This window comes from Ruegeria sp. CK3 (genome assembly GCF_056536565.1).
The window spans coordinates 99124-115286 of the sequence record NZ_JBQFPV010000001.1 but is presented as its reverse complement, the minus strand read 5'-3'; the positions used below and the strand labels follow the sequence as shown (position 1 = coordinate 115286).

Here is a 16163-nt window from a genome sequence, read left to right as displayed (position 1 = left end):
CTCTGACCCTTTCAGATTTCGCTATCCGAGAACGCTGATCGAAAAGTTCTGATACATGCCCCACATCGAAGTGACCAGTATCGAGATCATGCCGATGATCTGCGTATACAAGCGGCATCGTGACAACGTCTTGGCAACGCGCTCCAAAGTCAGTTCGTGCCGCCGCAAACGGCGTGCGTGGAAGATGTTGATGAAGGTCACGATCACCAGGGGAAACAACAGCAGGAACACGGCCTGCGCAAACTCGACCCAATAGTAAAAGCCAAGCGTCGCCAATGCAGTAAAGACGAAACAGGCCATTGCCAACATCACCATGCCCGATACCTCTACGTAGTAGACTATGCGGTTGGTGTTGATGCGCACGATGTCCAGCAGGTCAACCTCAAGCTGGCCGCCAACGCGGCGGGCGCGGACCACCATGTCGTAGGGCACCCCCATCGACCAGTGACTGGCCGAAGACCAAGTGACCGCCAGAACAATCCAAAACCACAGATTCGAAAAGCTGCGCATGTCGATTAGTTCGAAAATCGTAGAGTACCAGTCCAAACGCAGCCCTTTATTCACAATCCTCAGAGGGGTTCTGTCGCGATGGCGCGTCCATTGATGCCCTTGAGCCCTTGGCGAATTCATGCCACCCAATGCGGCAATGTTCAAGGAGGACGCGCCATGAAACCGACCATCGCCCCTTACCCTCAGACCCGTTTTCGCCGGGCGCGTCAGTCCGATGCGATCCGCGGGCTGGTGCGCGAGCATACGCTGACCACCGACGATCTGATCTGGCCGGTTTTCGTTCGCGACGGCGAAGGCATTGAAGAGCCGGTGCCCTCGATGCCCGGCGTGATGCGGCGGTCGGTTGACCTGATTGCTAAAGCAGCGGTCGAGGCGCAAGCCATTGGAATCCCCGCGATCTGCATCTTTCCCTATACCGATGCATCGCTCAAGACCGAGGATTGCGCCGAGGCCTGGAGTCCTGAAAACCTCTCGAACCGCGCGATACGTGCGATCAAGGCGGCAGCGCCGGATATCGCGGTCATGACCGATGTTGCGCTGGATCCGTACAACATCAACGGCCATGACGGCTATGTGGTGGATGGCGAGATCGTGAATGACCAGACCGTTGAGGCGCTGGTTAAAATGACCCTCGCTCAAGCCGAGGCCGGGGCCGATATCATTGGTCCGTCAGACATGATGGATGGCCGGATCGGCGCGATGCGCTCGGCGCTTGAGGCGGCCGGTCATCACAACGTGATGATCCTCAGCTATGCCGCGAAATATGCCAGCGCCTTCTACGGCCCGTTCCGCGATGCGGTTGGTGCCTCTGGCGCCCTTACCGGCGACAAGAAAACCTATCAGATGGACCCAGGCAACTCCAACGAGGCTCTGCGCCTGATCGAGCGTGACCTGACCGAAGGGGCTGATATGGTGATGATCAAGCCGGGCATGCCCTATCTGGATATCTGCCGCCGCGTTAAAGACACGTTTGGTGCGCCCACCTACGCCTATCAGGTCTCGGGCGAATACGCGATGATCCAGGCGGCCGCACAGAACGGGTGGATCGACGGCGACAAGGTGATGTTGGAGAGTCTGCTGGCGTTCAAGCGCGCAGGTTGCGACGGAATCCTGACCTATTTCGCGCCGCAGGTCGCACGGGTTCTTCAAGGCTAAAACCCCGGCACCTCGCGATTTTTCGCCGATTGTTTCGCGGGCCGTGGCAGCTTTGTCGTGACATGCAGGGCCAATCGGCGTATTCTTGCACATAAGATCGGGAACACCCGACATATCAGGCACAGTTACAGAGACAAAAAAACCATGAGCAGTTCCACCCTTCCCCGACTGAACCGTCGCGGCTTTGCCTTGGGCATGGCAGGTCTGACCCTGACCGCAGCCTGCGGCAACGGCGTCGGCAACTCGAACGCAGCCACCCTCGACGCCCGTGTCGACGCGACCCTGACCGAGATGTTTGCCCGCTACCCCAACACGGTCGAGATCGCTGAAAAAGCCAATGGCATGTTGGTCATGCCCCTGATCACAGAGGCCGGGTTCGTATTCGGCGGCGGCTATGGTCAAGGCGCGCTGCGCATCAATGGAGCCACGGTTGACTATTACTCGGCCGTTAAAGGCACCGCGGGCCTGCAGATCGGCGCCCAGCAATACGCACATGTGCTGTTCTTCATGACCGAGGACGCACTGAACGATTTCCGTCGCTCTAGTGGTTGGACCGCCGGTGCCGATATTGGCTATGTGGTCAGCGATCAGGGCGACCAGTTGTCGACCGACACTACCACCCTGCTCAGCCCGGTCTTGGCCGCCATCTTCGGTCAGGCAGGCCTGCAGATCGGCGCAACCGTCGAAGGCATCAAATACACCCGCATCATCCCTTGATTTTGCACTACCACGCCCCTCTCTGAAAGACCTCGTCCCCTCTTGGGGCGAGGTCTTTTTCATTGCCACTTCAAGGCAGGTTTCCGCAGTGTTCCTCTTTCGGTCGGGGCAGCCTTGAAGTAACCTCTCGCCACGTGAAGAACGAATACAAGTGGGACGTCCATGGCTCTTGTCTTTCGCTGGTTGATACGCATCACCACGGGTCTTGTCCTGCTGGTTCTTGCCGCCATCGGACTGGTCTATTTTCTGGCCAGCCAATCGCTGCCCGAATACAATCAAACCCTTGAGGTACAGAGCGTCACTGCCCCGGTCGAGATTATTCGTGACACGGCGAACGTGCCCCATATTCTTGGCGAAACCGACCCGGATGTGTTCTTTGGGTTGGGCTATGCACATGCGCAGGATCGTTTGTGGCAGATGACCGTTATGCGCCGCACCGCCCAGGGCCGTCTTTCCGAAGTATTTGGCGCGCGCACCGTTGCCATCGACAAGCTTCTACGTCGGCTTGATCTCTATAGTTTGGCCCATCGCTCGGTCGAGGCGCAGGATGACTACACAAAGGCTGCGCTGCGCGCCTATTCCGCGGGGGTCAACGCCCGCCTCACACAGATCAACGAAGAAGCTTTGGGCCGCGGCGCGCCCGAGATGTTTCTGTTCAACGCCCCCGTCTCCCCTTGGCAACCCGGCGACAGCCTCGCCGTGATCAAGCTTATGGGGTTGCAGCTGTCGGGCCACCTGAAGGATGAGGTTCTGCGCGCCAGAACCTCGCTGATGCTGGACGATCCGGCGCGCTTGGTCGACATCCTGCCGGATGTGCCCGGTGCCGGTATCGCCGCCCTGCCCGAATATGCCCAGCTGTTTCCCGGCCTGCCGCGCTATGCCGCTGGGACGCCGATGCCGGATACGCCGCTGTCGCCCTTCCCAAAACGTGGTCTAGCCGGAGCGTCAAACGCATGGGTTGCCGCACCGTCGCGATCGGCAAGCGCAGGGACTCTTTTGGCCAACGACCCGCATCTGGGTTTCACCGCACCCGGCGTGTGGTATCTGGCCCATCTGGACCTTGCCAAGGGCGGCGTGATCGGCGCAACAATCCCGGGCATACCTGCCGTGATGAGCGGCCGCAGCGACCGTCTGGGCTGGGGCCTGACCTCCTCCTATCTGGATGATCAGGACCTGCATATTGAGCAACTCAACCCTGACAATCCCGAGGAATACCTGACCCCGGACGGGTTCAAGGAATTCCAAAGCCGCCCGTCGATCATCGAAATCAAGGACGAAGCCCCCATTACTCTGACCCTGCGCTGGACGGAAAACGGCCCGGTTCTGCCCGGCAGTCACTATGATCTGGAAACGATCACTCCACCCGGACATGTCGCATCATTGTCCTGGACCGCACTCAGCCCGAATGACACATCGATGAGCGCCTCAATGGCTCTGATGAACGCCGATACCGTACGCGAAGCCATTGATGTTGCAGAGAAATTCATCGCGCCGTCGCAGAACCTGTCCCTGGTCGACACCGAAACGATTGGCCTGAAATTGATCGGAGCAATCCCTCAGCGCGACCGCCTGAACCAAAGCAAAGGGCGCATTCCAACGCCCGGCTGGATTGCGGAAAACCGGTGGCAAGGCCGGATGCCCTACGCCACCAACCCCGAGTTCACCTCACCCGCCGGTGGTCTGCTGGGCAACACCAACAATAAGATTGTCGACCGTCCTTTTCCCAACCATGTCTCATTCGAATGGGGTGACACGCAGCGCGTTCACCGCTGGGAACGGCTGATGCAATCACGCGAGGTCCATACCCGCGACAGCTTTATCGAAGCGCAACTGGACACTGTTAGTTTCACCGCGCGCTCGCTGCTGCCGCTGATTGGGGCTGATCTTTGGTTCACCGGCGCCTCGGCCCCCGAGGGCACGCCCGAGCGCCAACGCCAGATCGCCCTGTCCCTGCTGGCGGAATGGAATGGCGAAATGAACGAACATCTGCCGGAGCCTTTGATATACGCCGCGTGGCTACGCGCCTTGCAGATCCGCCTGATCGGGGATGAACTCGGCCCGCTGGCCATTGAGTTCAAGCATGTCGAACCTCTGTTCATCGAACGGGTTTACCGGGACATTGATGGCGCGTCGGTCTGGTGTGACGTGCGCCAAAGCGCCCCGGTCGAGACCTGCTCGGACATGGCAGAGCTGGCGTTGGACGACGCGCTGATCTGGATCGCCGAGACCTACGGCACCACGCTGGAATCCCTGCGCTGGGGCGATGCCCATCAGGCCACCCATGATCATCCGGTTCTCGGGAACGTTCCGGTCCTGCGCTATTTCGTCAACATTCGCCAATCGACCAGCGGAGGCGACAACACGTTGCTGCGCGGGCGGACCTCGGGCGAAGGCCCCGATCCCTTCCTGAACGTGCATGGCGCAGGCTATCGCGGCGTCTATGATTTCGCCGATCCCGACAGTTCGGTCTTTATCACCGCAACCGGGCAGTCCGGGCATTTCCTGTCTCGTTACTACGACGATCAGGCGCAGCTGTGGCGGCGTGGAGAATATATCCCGATGTCCCTCGACATTGATCTGGCGCGGGCCGCAGCGGTGGGAGTTACCACCCTCACCCCGCAATAATCCGCCCACTTGGCAATTCCCCGCCCCGAATTCCGAGGTGCCGTGGCATGATCTGTGGTTTCGTCCTACCATAACCGGGCGAAACCGCATCTACTGGGGGGGATCATGGCCAGCCTACGGGATACTCTGAACACGCTTGCGCGCGACTATGCCATCGCCTGGAGTTCGGGCGACCCAGACTCGGTCGCGAGTTTTTATGCACCTAACGGGCAGATCATCATCAACCGAGGCGACCCTCTCAAAGGCCGGGACGCCATCGCCGAGATGGCCCGAGGGTTCTATGCCGAATTCCCCGACCTCGAGGTCCGTTGCGACATGCTCCGATGGGCCGGGTCACATGCGATCTTTGTCTGGACCCTCGAAGGGCACCATGCGGAAACTGGCAATCACGTGGTCACGCGAGGTTGGGAAGAATGGGAGTTGACCGAAGACCACAAAGTTCAGTCCTCTTTGGGGTGGTTTGACGCCGAGGACTATCAAAGACAAATCGACGGCAAATAGCCGTCAAAGCCCCGCAAACTGCGCCGCCTGTTTGTCGGTCCACAGCACGGTGATCTCAAACCCGTCTTCCGTCTGCTCTTCGGATCGAACGACATCCTGCCGGAACAGCCAAGCGCGCTTGTTCCCTTCGGCGAAGCTCAGCGAGAGAGTGGTTTCGCGCCGGACCCCCTGCAGTTTTGTTGCGATATCAGCCAGCAGAGGCGCGATCCCATCCCCGGTCACGGCTGAGATCGCAAAGATCGACGGATCGCGGTCGGCGCGAGCCAAAACCGCCTCACGCTCATCCGCGTCCAGCAGATCGGTCTTGTTCCAAACCTCCAGCATCGGCCGCTCATCATCGACACCCAGTGAGGTGAGAATGGCCTGAACGTCATCGGCTTGTGCTTGTGACTCGTCATGGCTGATGTCGCGCACATGCACGATCAGGTCCGCGCCCAGAACTTCCTCAAGCGTTGCCCGGAATGCCGCGACCAGTTCGGTCGGCAGATTCGAGATGAAACCCACCGTGTCCGACAGGATCACCTCGGGGCCGTCGGGAAGAACAACGCGGCGCATGGTCGGGTCCAGCGTGGCGAACAGCATGTCCTTGGCCATCACCTCGGCCCCCGTCAGGCGGTTAAACAGGGTGGATTTGCCCGCGTTGGTATAGCCCACAAGCGCCACGATCGGATACGGCACCTTGGCACGCGCAGCCCGGTGCAAAGTGCGCGTCTTGACCACCTTTTGCAGCTGCCGACGCAAACGCACCAGTTGCTCATCAATCGCGCGGCGGTCGGCCTCGATCTGAGTCTCACCGGGGCCGCCAACAAAGCCCAACCCGCCCCGCTGGCGCTCCAAGTGGGTCCAGGCCCGGACAAGCCGCGTGCGCTGATAGCTGAGCGCGGCCATCTCGACCTGCAACACACCTTCGCGGGTGCGGGCACGGTCGCTGAAAATCTCAAGGATCAAACCCGTCCGGTCGAGGATCTTGACCTTCCACGCTTTCTCTAGATTGCGCTGCTGAACCGGTGTCACGGGGCCGTCGATCAGAACCAGCTCGACCTCGCTTTCGTGCAACCGTTCTGCCAGCTCGTCGATCTTGCCGCTGCCGAAAAGAAGACCCGGCTGGGCGCGCGGCAGGCGCACGATCTCTGACCCGATCACGTCCAGATCAGGCAATGCGGCTGCCAGTGCAACCGCCTCTTCCAGCGCGGGTCCGGGGACGCGGCGCTGTTCATCTGATTTGATTTCAGGATGCAGCACCCAAGCCCGGGTGCGCTTCCTTTCATGTTCCATCAAGAGGCGTCTTCGCCCTCATACAGGTTGATCGGCTGCGATGGCATGATGGTTGAAATCGCGTGTTTGTAGACCAACTGCGACTGTCCGTCGCGGCGCAACAATACGCAGAAATTGTCGAACCAAGTGATCACACCCTGCAATTTCACGCCATTGATCAGGAAAATCGTGACCGGGACTTTTGCTTTCCGTACATTGTTCAGGAACGCGTCCTGCAGATTCTGTCTGTCCGAAGCCATATTTTATTAACTCGCCATTGTTCTTGCTACGCGCTGCGGACCAACGCGCTCCCTCTGGCAGAGTATGGAGTGACGCGCACAGATATTCCAGACGAAAAATCAGGCAGTAACGCCGGGCACGCGCAGTGGTTCAATCCCGCCACAGGGTCGGCGTGATCAGCGCGATGATCGCCAGTGTCTCAAGCCGACCGATAACCATCGCCGCGCAGAGCGTCAATTTCGCCCCACCCGACAGGTCAACCAGGCGGATCGGAACATCCGTCGCAAGCTCGATCAACGGTCCGGTTGTGCTGAGAGCAGCGACACTCAGCACCATGGCCTGTTCGAACCCCGACCCCATCAGGGCCAGCAGCAGGTTAAACAGGGCAAGGGTCAACGCGAACATCATCAGGAAGATCCATGCGATGAAAGCTCCGTCGCTTTGAATGCGGCGGTTGCCGCCGCCGGTACCACTGACCGAGGACGGGTGGATCAGCCGGTCAATCTCACGCGCGCCATTGAGGTAGAGCGCAAAGACCCGCAGCAATTTGACCCCACCTGCCGTCGTCGCGACACCGCCACCCACCAGCGCCAGCCCCATCAGAACCAACCCTGGAGTCCCCAGACCTGAAAGCTGCTGGGCATCGTTCCAGTTCGCACTCTCGAACCCAGCTGTAGTCAGGAACGCAAGGCCCGTGAACAGCATACCCCAAATGACATGCAGGGCTTGCAAGGGCTGCAGTTGGCCGCCAATTTCGTTGACCCCTGCCCAAACGCGGAAGAACAGCAGCACCGCGACGGCCAGCACGATGAACAGCCCGATCCGGAACTCGGGGTCCTTGTCCAGCCGGGCAAAGCCGCTGGCGGCCGTGTCGGTTGAAAAAGTCAGGCGCGACAGGGCAAAAAGTAGGAAGAGAAACAGGATCATTTCACCAGTGATGCCTGCCTGCGCGCCCTCCAGCCCACCAACAGGAGAGATGCCCGAGGTCGCCATAACTGACATCGCATGGCAAATTGCTGTCAGGCCCTGCTCTCCGGCGATCAGCAGCAGGATGCAAACCACGGCGGTCAGGCCCGCATAGATCGGAGTCAGGGTGCGGGTAACGCGCAGCAGGCGGCCACGCGGATCGACCTGCTCGCTCTGTGCCACGCCCGAGACTGGCCGACCAGGCTGGCCCCGCGCCGTGACCTCGAACCCGCCCAAGGACAGCGGTGCCAAGATCGCGGCGGCGGCGATCCACATCAGCAAACCGCCCATCCAACCCACCAGCGCGCGCCACAGATGCAACGGCGCGGTGAGGCGACCAGGGTCGGGAAACAAGTCGGCGCCTGTCGTGGTCAGGGCGCTGACCATGTCGAAATAGGCGTTCAGAAAGGTGGTATTGCCAAGCGCGTCGTGGAACGGGATGGCTAGAAAGATCGGCAGAATGGTGAAACAGCCAAGCAGCACCGCCAACTGCCCCAGCGTTCCCCGCCGCGGCACCCGGTTCGAGGCCGCCAGCGCAATTGCGGATACCAGAAACAACCCAAGCAACCCGGAATAGAGGAAAGACCGCGAAGTATCGTGATCATCCAGCGCCAGCGCATAACCCGCCGGCACCCACATAGACAGCGCCGAAATCCCCCAGATCAGCAGAAACAGCGGCAAGCGCCGCAAGACCCCGATCCGAGCTGTGACCACACGCGCCATCAGAAGAAATCAATCGAAACCTGCAGCAGCCGTTCGACCTCGGGGACGTCCTTGGCCATAGCAAAGATCGACAGCACGTCCTTTTCGTCAATCCGCAGACTGCCCGTTGGGCGCAACAGTTCGTCGCCTTTGAGAACAGCGCCGACAAGAACACCCTCAGGGAAGTCGATATCGCGCAGTTTCTGCCCGGCCATGGGCGAAGTCGAAAGCACCTCTGCCTCAATCACTTCGGCTTCGGCGTCGCCGATGGAGTAAACCTGCCGCACCCGCCCATGCCGGATATGGCGCAGGATCGAGCTGACGGTGGTCGCTCGTGGGTTGATATAGGCGTCAATGCCCAGAGGCCCCATCAACGCGACCATACTGGGGTCATTGATCAACGCAATCGCCAGCGCACAGCCTTCGGCCTTGGCGCGCACGGCTGCCAGCATGTTGGTGCGGTCATCATCTGTGACGGCCAGCATCGCGTCGGCACGGTCGATACCTGCCTCGTTCAGCAAAGCCGAATCCAGCCCGTCGCCATGCAGGACAATGGTCCGCTCTAGCGCCTCGGCGGCTTTTTCAGCACAATGGCGATCCCGCTCGATGATCTTGGCCCGCACGCGGCTTTCACGCTCTTCCAGTGTTCGCGCGACTTCGAGCCCGACATTGCCACCGCCGACGATCACAACACGGTCCTGCCTTTTTTGCGCTTTGCCGAACACCTCCATCGTTCGGTCGACATCCTTCACGCTGGTGAAGACATAACATTCATCGCCCACGAACAGCTGATCTTCGGATTCAGGCGCAAACAGGCTGCCCTCGCGCCGGACCCCGACCACGATGGAGCTGAGGGTCGAGAACAAATCGGTCAATTGCCGCAGAGGCGTGTTCACGATCGGGCAATCCTCGTCGATCCGAATGCCCAGCAGCTGGGCCTTACTGTTCATGAACATCTCGGTGTCAAAGGCAGACGGGGCCGACAAGCGACGCATAGCGGCGGCCGCAACTTCACGCTCGGGGCTGATCACCACGTCAATCGGCAGGTGGTCGCGGCGATAGAGGTCTGAGTGGATCGCCTGAAGGTAGGATTGAGACCGCAAACGCGCGATCTTGCGCTGGATGGCGAAAACCGAATGGGCCATCTGGCAGGTGACCATATTCACCTCGTCCGAATGGGTCGCGGCGATGATCATGTCGGCGTCGCGCGCCCCTGCCCGTTCCAGCACATCCGGGTAGCTGGCAAAGCCGGCGATCCCCTGCACGTCCAGCGTTTCCGTCGCCCGGCGCACAAGATCAGGGTTGTTGTCCACCACCGTGACGTCGTTCAGCTCGCCCGATAGATGCCGTGCGATCTGCCAGCCAACCTGACCCGCACCGCAAATGATGACCTTCATGTTTCTGGCCCTTCTGCCTGAAATCTTTGAATGACAGATGGTCCTGAGAGGGTCAATTGAATTGTCATACCCGACCTTTTCGGGCAGAATAAGCATATGAAAACACTCGTTCCCCTGCTTGTTCCAGTGATGCTGCTGACCGCCTGCGGCCCGCTTTCCATATACTATCGCGAGGGGGAAAGCGTGTCGAAGATGCAGGAACAAACCACTCAGTGTAAGGTTCAGGCACTTGAACAAGCACCGGTTGCCAACCAAGTCCGTCAAGGTCCGCCGACCTATTGGCCGGGCCGCACCTATTGCGACGGAAGCGGACGGTGCTATCGCAGTGGCGGTTGGTGGGAGCCGGGTCGCATATACACGGTCGACGTCAACCAACCCCTTCGCAACACGGTTGAGGCACAGTGCATGGCGCAGAAAGGGTTTCGCCCTGTCAGCCTGCCACCCTGCAAATCCGGCGTGAAATCCCGTGTTCCGGCAACCCGCACAACGACCCTCCCTCCGCTGAATACTGAGTCCTGCTTCGTCAAATTCGATGACGGATCGTTTCAGATCATCACGCCCGGTCAGGCCGGCTGACGGAGCGCTCGTTTTCGCGCCAGTGCGACATGCGCAAGGATCGCAGTCGCGTAGATCCCAATCACTGTGATCAACATGCCGGCCTCACCCGTCCGCCCAAGCACGGCCAACAGAACAGGCGTACCCAACAGGTTCCCCGCATTGCCCATCTGCGCCATGGCGCCGTAGCTGAGGGCCTGCGTCTCAGGCGTTTGGTTCAGGATCGGCACGGCGGCAAAACTGCCCCCTTGCACCAGACCCAGCACCGCAAACAGACAGACACAAACGAGTTCCAGCGGAACGCCAAGAAAAGCCCCAGCGATAGCCGCCATGCCGAGCGCAAATCCCAGATTGACAACCGCAACGCAGGACATGCGGGATAAGAGGATCGGGACCGCAAGCCAGCTTAGCACAATGCCTGCCAAGGGCATGAGGCCCGCAACCGTCGCGGCCAGCCCCTCGGGCAATCGACCCGGCAGGATGGCCAGCAAAGAGACGAAGGTTAAGGTGTAGAAGAACCAGCCTATGGCCGGAGCCGACACAAACGGCGATCGGTAAGTGCGAAGATGCACCTCAAAGATTTCGGCCCAACGCCAAGGGGCAACGTCCTGAGATGGTTGAACCTTTAATCCGCAAAGCAGGATCAGACCCGCGATGCCAATCATCAAGCCGCCGTGCAGAGCGAAGAAAAAGGGGAACCCGAAATGCTCAACGACCGGCAGGCCGATCCAGGCGTTCAGTGCAAAGGCCACACCGAAGAATGTGCTCCACAACACCATCGAGATATTGCGCGCCTTGCCGCTGGTGATCTGAGCGATCAGGGTAGGCGCGGCGACCACGATGGCAAGATGCGAGACCCCCTCGACAAACCGGGTGGCCAGCATTGTGTAAAACCCGGGAAGGCTCGCCTGAAAGATCGACAGCGCGCCGCCCAGACACAACCCGCCAATGAGCAGTTTCAACGCCCCGACGCGCCCCACGACGGCACCGGACACCGCACCCAGAACCGCGCCCAGAAGACTGATGATCGACAACAGCCACCCCATACTCTCGGCATGATCGGGGTAAAGCAGCACAAGCTCGGGAAACGGCACGGCAATCTTGGCAAATTGCGTGGCCGCGCCCAGACCGGCCAACCAGAGAAGAAGAACCTGAGATGCTTGTATCATGGAGCGCTTCTACAGCGCCTGTTCAGCCCACGGAACGCATAAATTATGCGCCTGCTTTCGTCCCGCTGACCAGACGAACCGGCGTGCCGTCAGACAGGTAGAGACGTTCCCATAAGATTTCTCCGGCACTGATCCGAATACGGTCGTGAATCGCCTCGGAGGTTTGGAATGCCTTAGGCGCGGGGGTGTGCATATCCCACCACCCTTCGGCCTCCAACTCGGCCTCGGCTTCCTGGATTTCTTCGGTCGCAAACTGCCAGAGCGACACGCCCAAAAGCGCGTTCTGGCTGGTGTTCCAGTCCCTTGCCCGGCTGGCGGAATAGGCAAGGCATTTGTGGCTCGCCTCTTCCACCAAATGAAGGCAATCGGAGGAATTCATCACCAAGCGCCGCAACGCACTATCATCGGATCGCTTTGGACCAAGCGCGGCAAAGACCGCTTGCTGCGTGTCCGGCGGCGGCGTCTGCCCGCCTCTCTCCCAACGCGAGATAGTGGCCTGATCCACCTCCAGCAGCTCGGCCAGATAGGCCTGTTTATACCCGACGGACCGGCGCAACCGTTTCAGGCGCTTGCCGAAGCCCGGATAGCCCCGGGTCTCAAGCCTCTTGCTCTTGGTTGGCGCGCCAATACTCATCGTGGCCCTCCCGGCAGATTACTCTGCCGGTTCCGGCTCATCAATTTGTGCAACGCGCGCGCCCGATTTGTTCGAGGTCACAACACCCAGCGATTTCAGCTTGCGGTGCAGCGCGCTGCGCTCCATCCCGACAAAGCTGGCCGTGCGGCTGATATTGCCACCAAACCGGTTGATCTGGGTCAGCAGATACTCCCGCTCAAACGCCTCTCGCGCCTCCCGCAGTGGCAGAGTGGCCAGCGCACCGGACAGGACCACACGACCCGAATCCTCGGCCTTGTCCTCATCGCTCGGCAGCTCACGCGCCTCAATCGGGCCTGTGCCATCGCCGAGGATCAGAACACGCTCGATCAGGTTCTTCAACTGCCGGACGTTGCCGGGCCAGGTCATGGTCTGGAGCAGCGCAACCGCTTCCTCGGACAGTTCCCGAACCGGCAAGCCCTGCGTTTCATTGCACATTTCAATGAAATGCTGTGCCAGAACCGGAATATCCTCACGACGGTCCTCCAGCGAAGGGACGTCAATCGGGACAACGTTCAGACGGTGATAAAGTTCCTCCCGGAACCGCTCGGCCACAATCTCATCATCGAGGTTCTTATTGGTCGAGGAAATCACGCGCAGATCGACCCGCACCTTGTCCGAGCCGCCAACGCGCTGGAATTGCTGATCGACCAGAACCCGAAGGATCTTGGATTGAGTACCCAAGGGCATATCAGCCACTTCGTCAAAATAGATCACACCGCCGTGGGCCTCTTCCAGCAGGCCCGGCTCCACACCGCGTTCGCTGCTTTCGCGTCCGAACAGAACCTCTTCGACCCGCTCTGGCTCGATTCCGGCGCAATTGACCGTCACGAAGGGCGCATTGGCCCGGTTGGAATGCGCGTGGATATAGCGCGCCGCGATTTCCTTGCCCGACCCGGCCGGTCCGCTCAGCATCACGCGGCCGTTCGACTTGGTGACCTTGTCCAACTGGCCCTGCATCGCCCGGAACGAGGCCGATTTGCCGATCATATCCGAGCAGCTGACCTCTTTGCGTTTCAGCGAAGCGTTCTCACGACGCAGGCGCGAAGTCTCCATCGCGCGGCGGATCACGACCATCAACTGGTCGATGTTGAAGGGCTTTTCGATAAAGTCATACGCACCCTGTTTGATTGCGGCGACGGCGATCTCGATATTGCCGTGACCCGAAATGATCACCACCGGCACATCCGGGTTGTCACGTTTCACCGCCTTCAGAATATCAATCCCGTCCATGCGGCTGTCTTTCAGCCAGATATCCAGTATCAAAAGCCCCGGCGGCTCGGAATTAATCGACGACATGCACTCATCCGAGTTCGCCGCCAGTCGGGTTGAATAGCCTTCGTCCTCCAGAATGTCGGACACCAGTTCGCGAATATCGCGTTCGTCATCTACGATCAGAATGTCGCTCATCTTTGGCCTGCTTTCATTATGTTGGTTTTAATCGCCTGCTTCTGTGGCGCTGAATTGGGTGGGAGGTTCGCCCCCGGTAAACGGATCACGGCCATTGCGCCGAAATGGTCCTGTCCGTCAAAGGTGGGCGCGTCTTCTAGCGTCAGCGCTCCGCCATGTTCTTCGATGATCTTCTTGACGATGGGCAGGCCCAGCCCGGTACCTTCGTCGCGTGTGGTTACATAGGGCTCAAACAACCGCGCACGGTCTTCCGGCAGCCCGATACCGTTATCCGCAATGGTGATGATCGTCCCCGCATCATCGCTGGAAACCGCCACCTTGATCTGCGGCTTCAGGTTTTCAGGAGCGCCTTTTTCCTTTAAGGTTTCAATTGCTTCCCCGGCATTCTTGATCAAGTTGGTGAACGCCTGATTCAGCATGGTCGCGTCCACATCCACCGGGATCGGTTGGTCTGGAAGATCCGCATCAATCTGCACCTCGGGTTGACCAGCCTGTTGCAGCAGCACCGTCTCACGCACCAGCGCAACAACATCTTCTTCGCTCCGTTCAGGCTCGGGCATGCGCGCGAATTTCGAGAACTCATCCACGATCCGCCGCAAGTCATTGGTTTGACGCACGATCACGTCGGTCATGGAGACGAGGATATCGCAATCCTCTTCATCCAGCTTACGTGAGAATTTTCGTTTGATCCGCTCAGCACTCAGCTGGATCGGGGTCAGAGGGTTCTTGATCTCATGCGCGATCCGCCGGGCCACGTCGCCCCACGCCGCCATACGCTGCGCGCTAACAAGATCGGTGACGTCATCAAAGGCCACAACATAGCCCTCTAGCCCGCCGTCTTCTCCCCGCCGCGTGGCCATTCGCACCAGAAGGTTCTCCAACTGGCCTTTGCGGGTGACCTTGATCTCACCTTGCACGGCCTCTTGTCCGCTGTCTTTCAAGCTTTCGAACAAAGGCAGGAATTCGGGCACCGCGATTCCGATGGCCAGATGTTCCTCGCCCCGTGACCAATCCAGCAGCCGCTCGGCTGATCGGTTGACGAAGGTCACGCACCCTTCCGGGTCCACGCCGACCACGCCCGAGGTCACCGAACTCAGCACCGAGTCGAACAGGCGTCGGCGACTTTCGATTTGGCGCGTGTTTTCGAGCAGCGTGTCCCGCTGGCCTTTCAACTGCCGTGTCATCTGGTTGAAGTACCGACCCAGCATGGCGATTTCGTCATCGCTGGCCTCTTCAATCACCTGTACGCTCAGATCACCCGCCCCGACCCTCTGCGCCGCTGTCGTCAGGCGCCCCACCGGCCGCGAGAGGCGTTCCGCGAACCACATCCCCAGCGACATCGCCGCAAGGATCAGGATCAGCGCAAAGCCCAGATAAAGAAGTCCGAACTCGAACAGCACCCGCCCGCGTTCGCTTTCAAGCTGTTGATAGAATTGCGCGGTTTCCTTGGTGTCATCCAGCAGCGTCAGCAACTGGCCGTCGACCTCACGACTGACATAGAGGTATCGGTCCAGATACGCTTGCAAGGGCACCAGCGCGCGGAATTCGTTGTTCTGCCAATCCGCGATGATCAGAAGACCGCTTTCAGTGGCTTCCGCCATCTGATCGGGGGTCGGTGCTTCGTAGTTGAACAGGTAAGAGCGATCGCCGCGCGACCGGATCTCGCCGTCGCCGTCAATCACATAGGCCTCACGCAACCCACGCTGGATCTGAGCCTGCCCCTGCGCCAAAACCTCACGCAGTTCCGCATCCGAGATATAGAAATCACGGGCGCGCGCATTGTCGAGGAAAAGCGCCAGAACGGCGGCGTCTTGTGTCAGGCCCTGCCGATGCTCAAGCTCATAAGCCTCGGCTGCCGTGAGGGACGACCCCACAACCTGCCGAACCCGGTCCGAGAACCAGCCCTCAAGGCCGATATTCACCGTCAGCCCGGCGAAGATCGCGACCGTCACCGTCGGCACCAGCGCCAGCAGAGTAAACGCGCCGATCAAACGTAAATGCAGGCGCGACCCCGCCGATTTGGCCCGCCGCGCTGCGATTAGACTGCCCAACTGGCTCATCACCAGAGCCGCAACGACCAACACATAGACGAGGTCAGCCAGTAGAATCAGGCGCAACGTTGGTGCAGTTGCGCCCAGATCGAAAGGACCAATGACAAGATAAGTCGCAAGCGCCAGGACCGGCCCCAGAAGAACCAGCCCGAAGGTGCTGTAATTGCGCAGTTTCCGCGATCTGCGCCACCGGTTAACCGATGGGAGAATCCCGCTCTGTGCCCGGGTTGCCACCGTCTGCCCTCATCCTGATGTGCTG

14 protein-coding genes are annotated in these 16163 nt (G+C 59.9%); 5 read left to right on the top strand and 9 right to left on the bottom strand.

What is annotated here, in order from left to right:
- Nucleotides 1-21 precede the first annotated feature (21 nt).
- Entirely contained in the window at nt 22-546 is a 525-nt protein-coding gene (locus tag ACR0C3_RS00625) for a component of SufBCD complex (protein ID WP_480756932.1), read from the bottom strand.
- 120 nt (nt 547-666) lie between these two features.
- On the opposite strand from ACR0C3_RS00625, the gene hemB reads away from it, so the two are divergent.
- From hemB to ACR0C3_RS00605, 4 genes are all read left to right on the top strand, one after another.
- On the top strand, nt 667-1665 hold the full coding sequence (hemB, locus tag ACR0C3_RS00620) for a porphobilinogen synthase (protein WP_480756640.1): 999 nt from the start codon (nt 667-669) through the stop codon (nt 1663-1665).
- 144 nt (nt 1666-1809) lie between these two features.
- Nucleotides 1810-2382 carry a lipid-binding SYLF domain-containing protein gene (locus tag ACR0C3_RS00615; RefSeq protein ID WP_170373852.1) on the top strand — a complete coding sequence of 191 codons (573 nt, stop codon included), beginning with the start codon at nt 1810-1812 and terminating at the stop codon, nt 2380-2382.
- 162 nt (nt 2383-2544) lie between these two features.
- Nucleotides 2545-5007: a penicillin acylase family protein gene (locus ACR0C3_RS00610; protein WP_480756639.1), complete on the top strand. Its 2463-nt coding sequence runs from the start codon at nt 2545-2547 to the stop codon at nt 5005-5007.
- Nucleotides 5008-5112: 105 nt separating this feature from the next.
- Nucleotides 5113-5508 carry a nuclear transport factor 2 family protein gene (locus ACR0C3_RS00605; RefSeq protein ID WP_170665028.1) on the top strand — a complete coding sequence of 132 codons (396 nt, stop codon included), beginning with the start codon at nt 5113-5115 and terminating at the stop codon, nt 5506-5508.
- Nucleotides 5509-5511: 3 nt separating this feature from the next.
- Here the strand turns inward: ACR0C3_RS00605 and hflX are convergent, their stop codons facing one another.
- From hflX to trkA, 4 genes are all read right to left on the bottom strand, one after another.
- Complete coding sequence (hflX, locus tag ACR0C3_RS00600; protein WP_480756637.1) at nt 5512-6783, bottom strand: GTPase HflX; 1272 nt, start codon at nt 6781-6783, stop codon at nt 5512-5514.
- Complete coding sequence (hfq, locus tag ACR0C3_RS00595; RefSeq protein WP_005982826.1) at nt 6783-7022, bottom strand: RNA chaperone Hfq; 240 nt, start codon at nt 7020-7022, stop codon at nt 6783-6785. The genes hflX and hfq overlap by 1 nt, the downstream gene beginning before the upstream one ends.
- 130 nt (nt 7023-7152) lie before the next feature.
- Nucleotides 7153-8691, bottom strand: coding sequence for a TrkH family potassium uptake protein (locus tag ACR0C3_RS00590; protein ID WP_170688757.1), 1539 nt, complete (start codon nt 8689-8691; stop codon nt 7153-7155).
- Nucleotides 8691-10067 (bottom strand): Trk system potassium transporter TrkA, encoded by a 1377-nt coding sequence (gene trkA, locus ACR0C3_RS00585; RefSeq protein ID WP_480756635.1) that lies wholly within the window; start codon nt 10065-10067, stop codon nt 8691-8693. The genes ACR0C3_RS00590 and trkA overlap by 1 nt, the downstream gene beginning before the upstream one ends.
- Before the next feature lie 96 nt (nt 10068-10163).
- Between trkA and ACR0C3_RS00580 the strand changes: the two genes are divergently transcribed.
- Nucleotides 10164-10643, top strand: a complete 480-nt coding sequence (locus ACR0C3_RS00580; RefSeq protein ID WP_170641851.1) for a hypothetical protein — start codon at nt 10164-10166, stop codon at nt 10641-10643.
- Here ACR0C3_RS00580 and ACR0C3_RS00575 read toward each other — a convergent pair.
- The 4 genes from ACR0C3_RS00575 to ACR0C3_RS00560 are packed head-to-tail and all read right to left on the bottom strand — an operon-like array spanning nt 10631 to nt 16138.
- Entirely contained in the window at nt 10631-11791 is a 1161-nt protein-coding gene (locus ACR0C3_RS00575) for an MFS transporter (RefSeq protein WP_480756633.1), read from the bottom strand. The two genes, ACR0C3_RS00580 and ACR0C3_RS00575, sit on opposite strands and share 13 nt — an antisense overlap.
- Nucleotides 11792-11834: 43 nt before the next feature.
- Entirely contained in the window at nt 11835-12425 is a 591-nt protein-coding gene (locus tag ACR0C3_RS00570; protein WP_425082889.1) for a helix-turn-helix domain-containing protein, read from the bottom strand.
- Nucleotides 12426-12443: 18 nt separating this feature from the next.
- Nucleotides 12444-13853 (bottom strand): nitrogen assimilation response regulator NtrX, encoded by a 1410-nt coding sequence (gene ntrX / locus ACR0C3_RS00565; protein ID WP_170373861.1) that lies wholly within the window; start codon nt 13851-13853, stop codon nt 12444-12446.
- Nucleotides 13850-16138 carry a sensor histidine kinase NtrY-like gene (locus tag ACR0C3_RS00560; RefSeq protein WP_480756632.1) on the bottom strand — a complete coding sequence of 763 codons (2289 nt, stop codon included), beginning with the start codon at nt 16136-16138 and terminating at the stop codon, nt 13850-13852. The genes ntrX and ACR0C3_RS00560 overlap by 4 nt, the downstream gene beginning before the upstream one ends.
- Nucleotides 16139-16163: the final 25 nt, after the last annotated feature.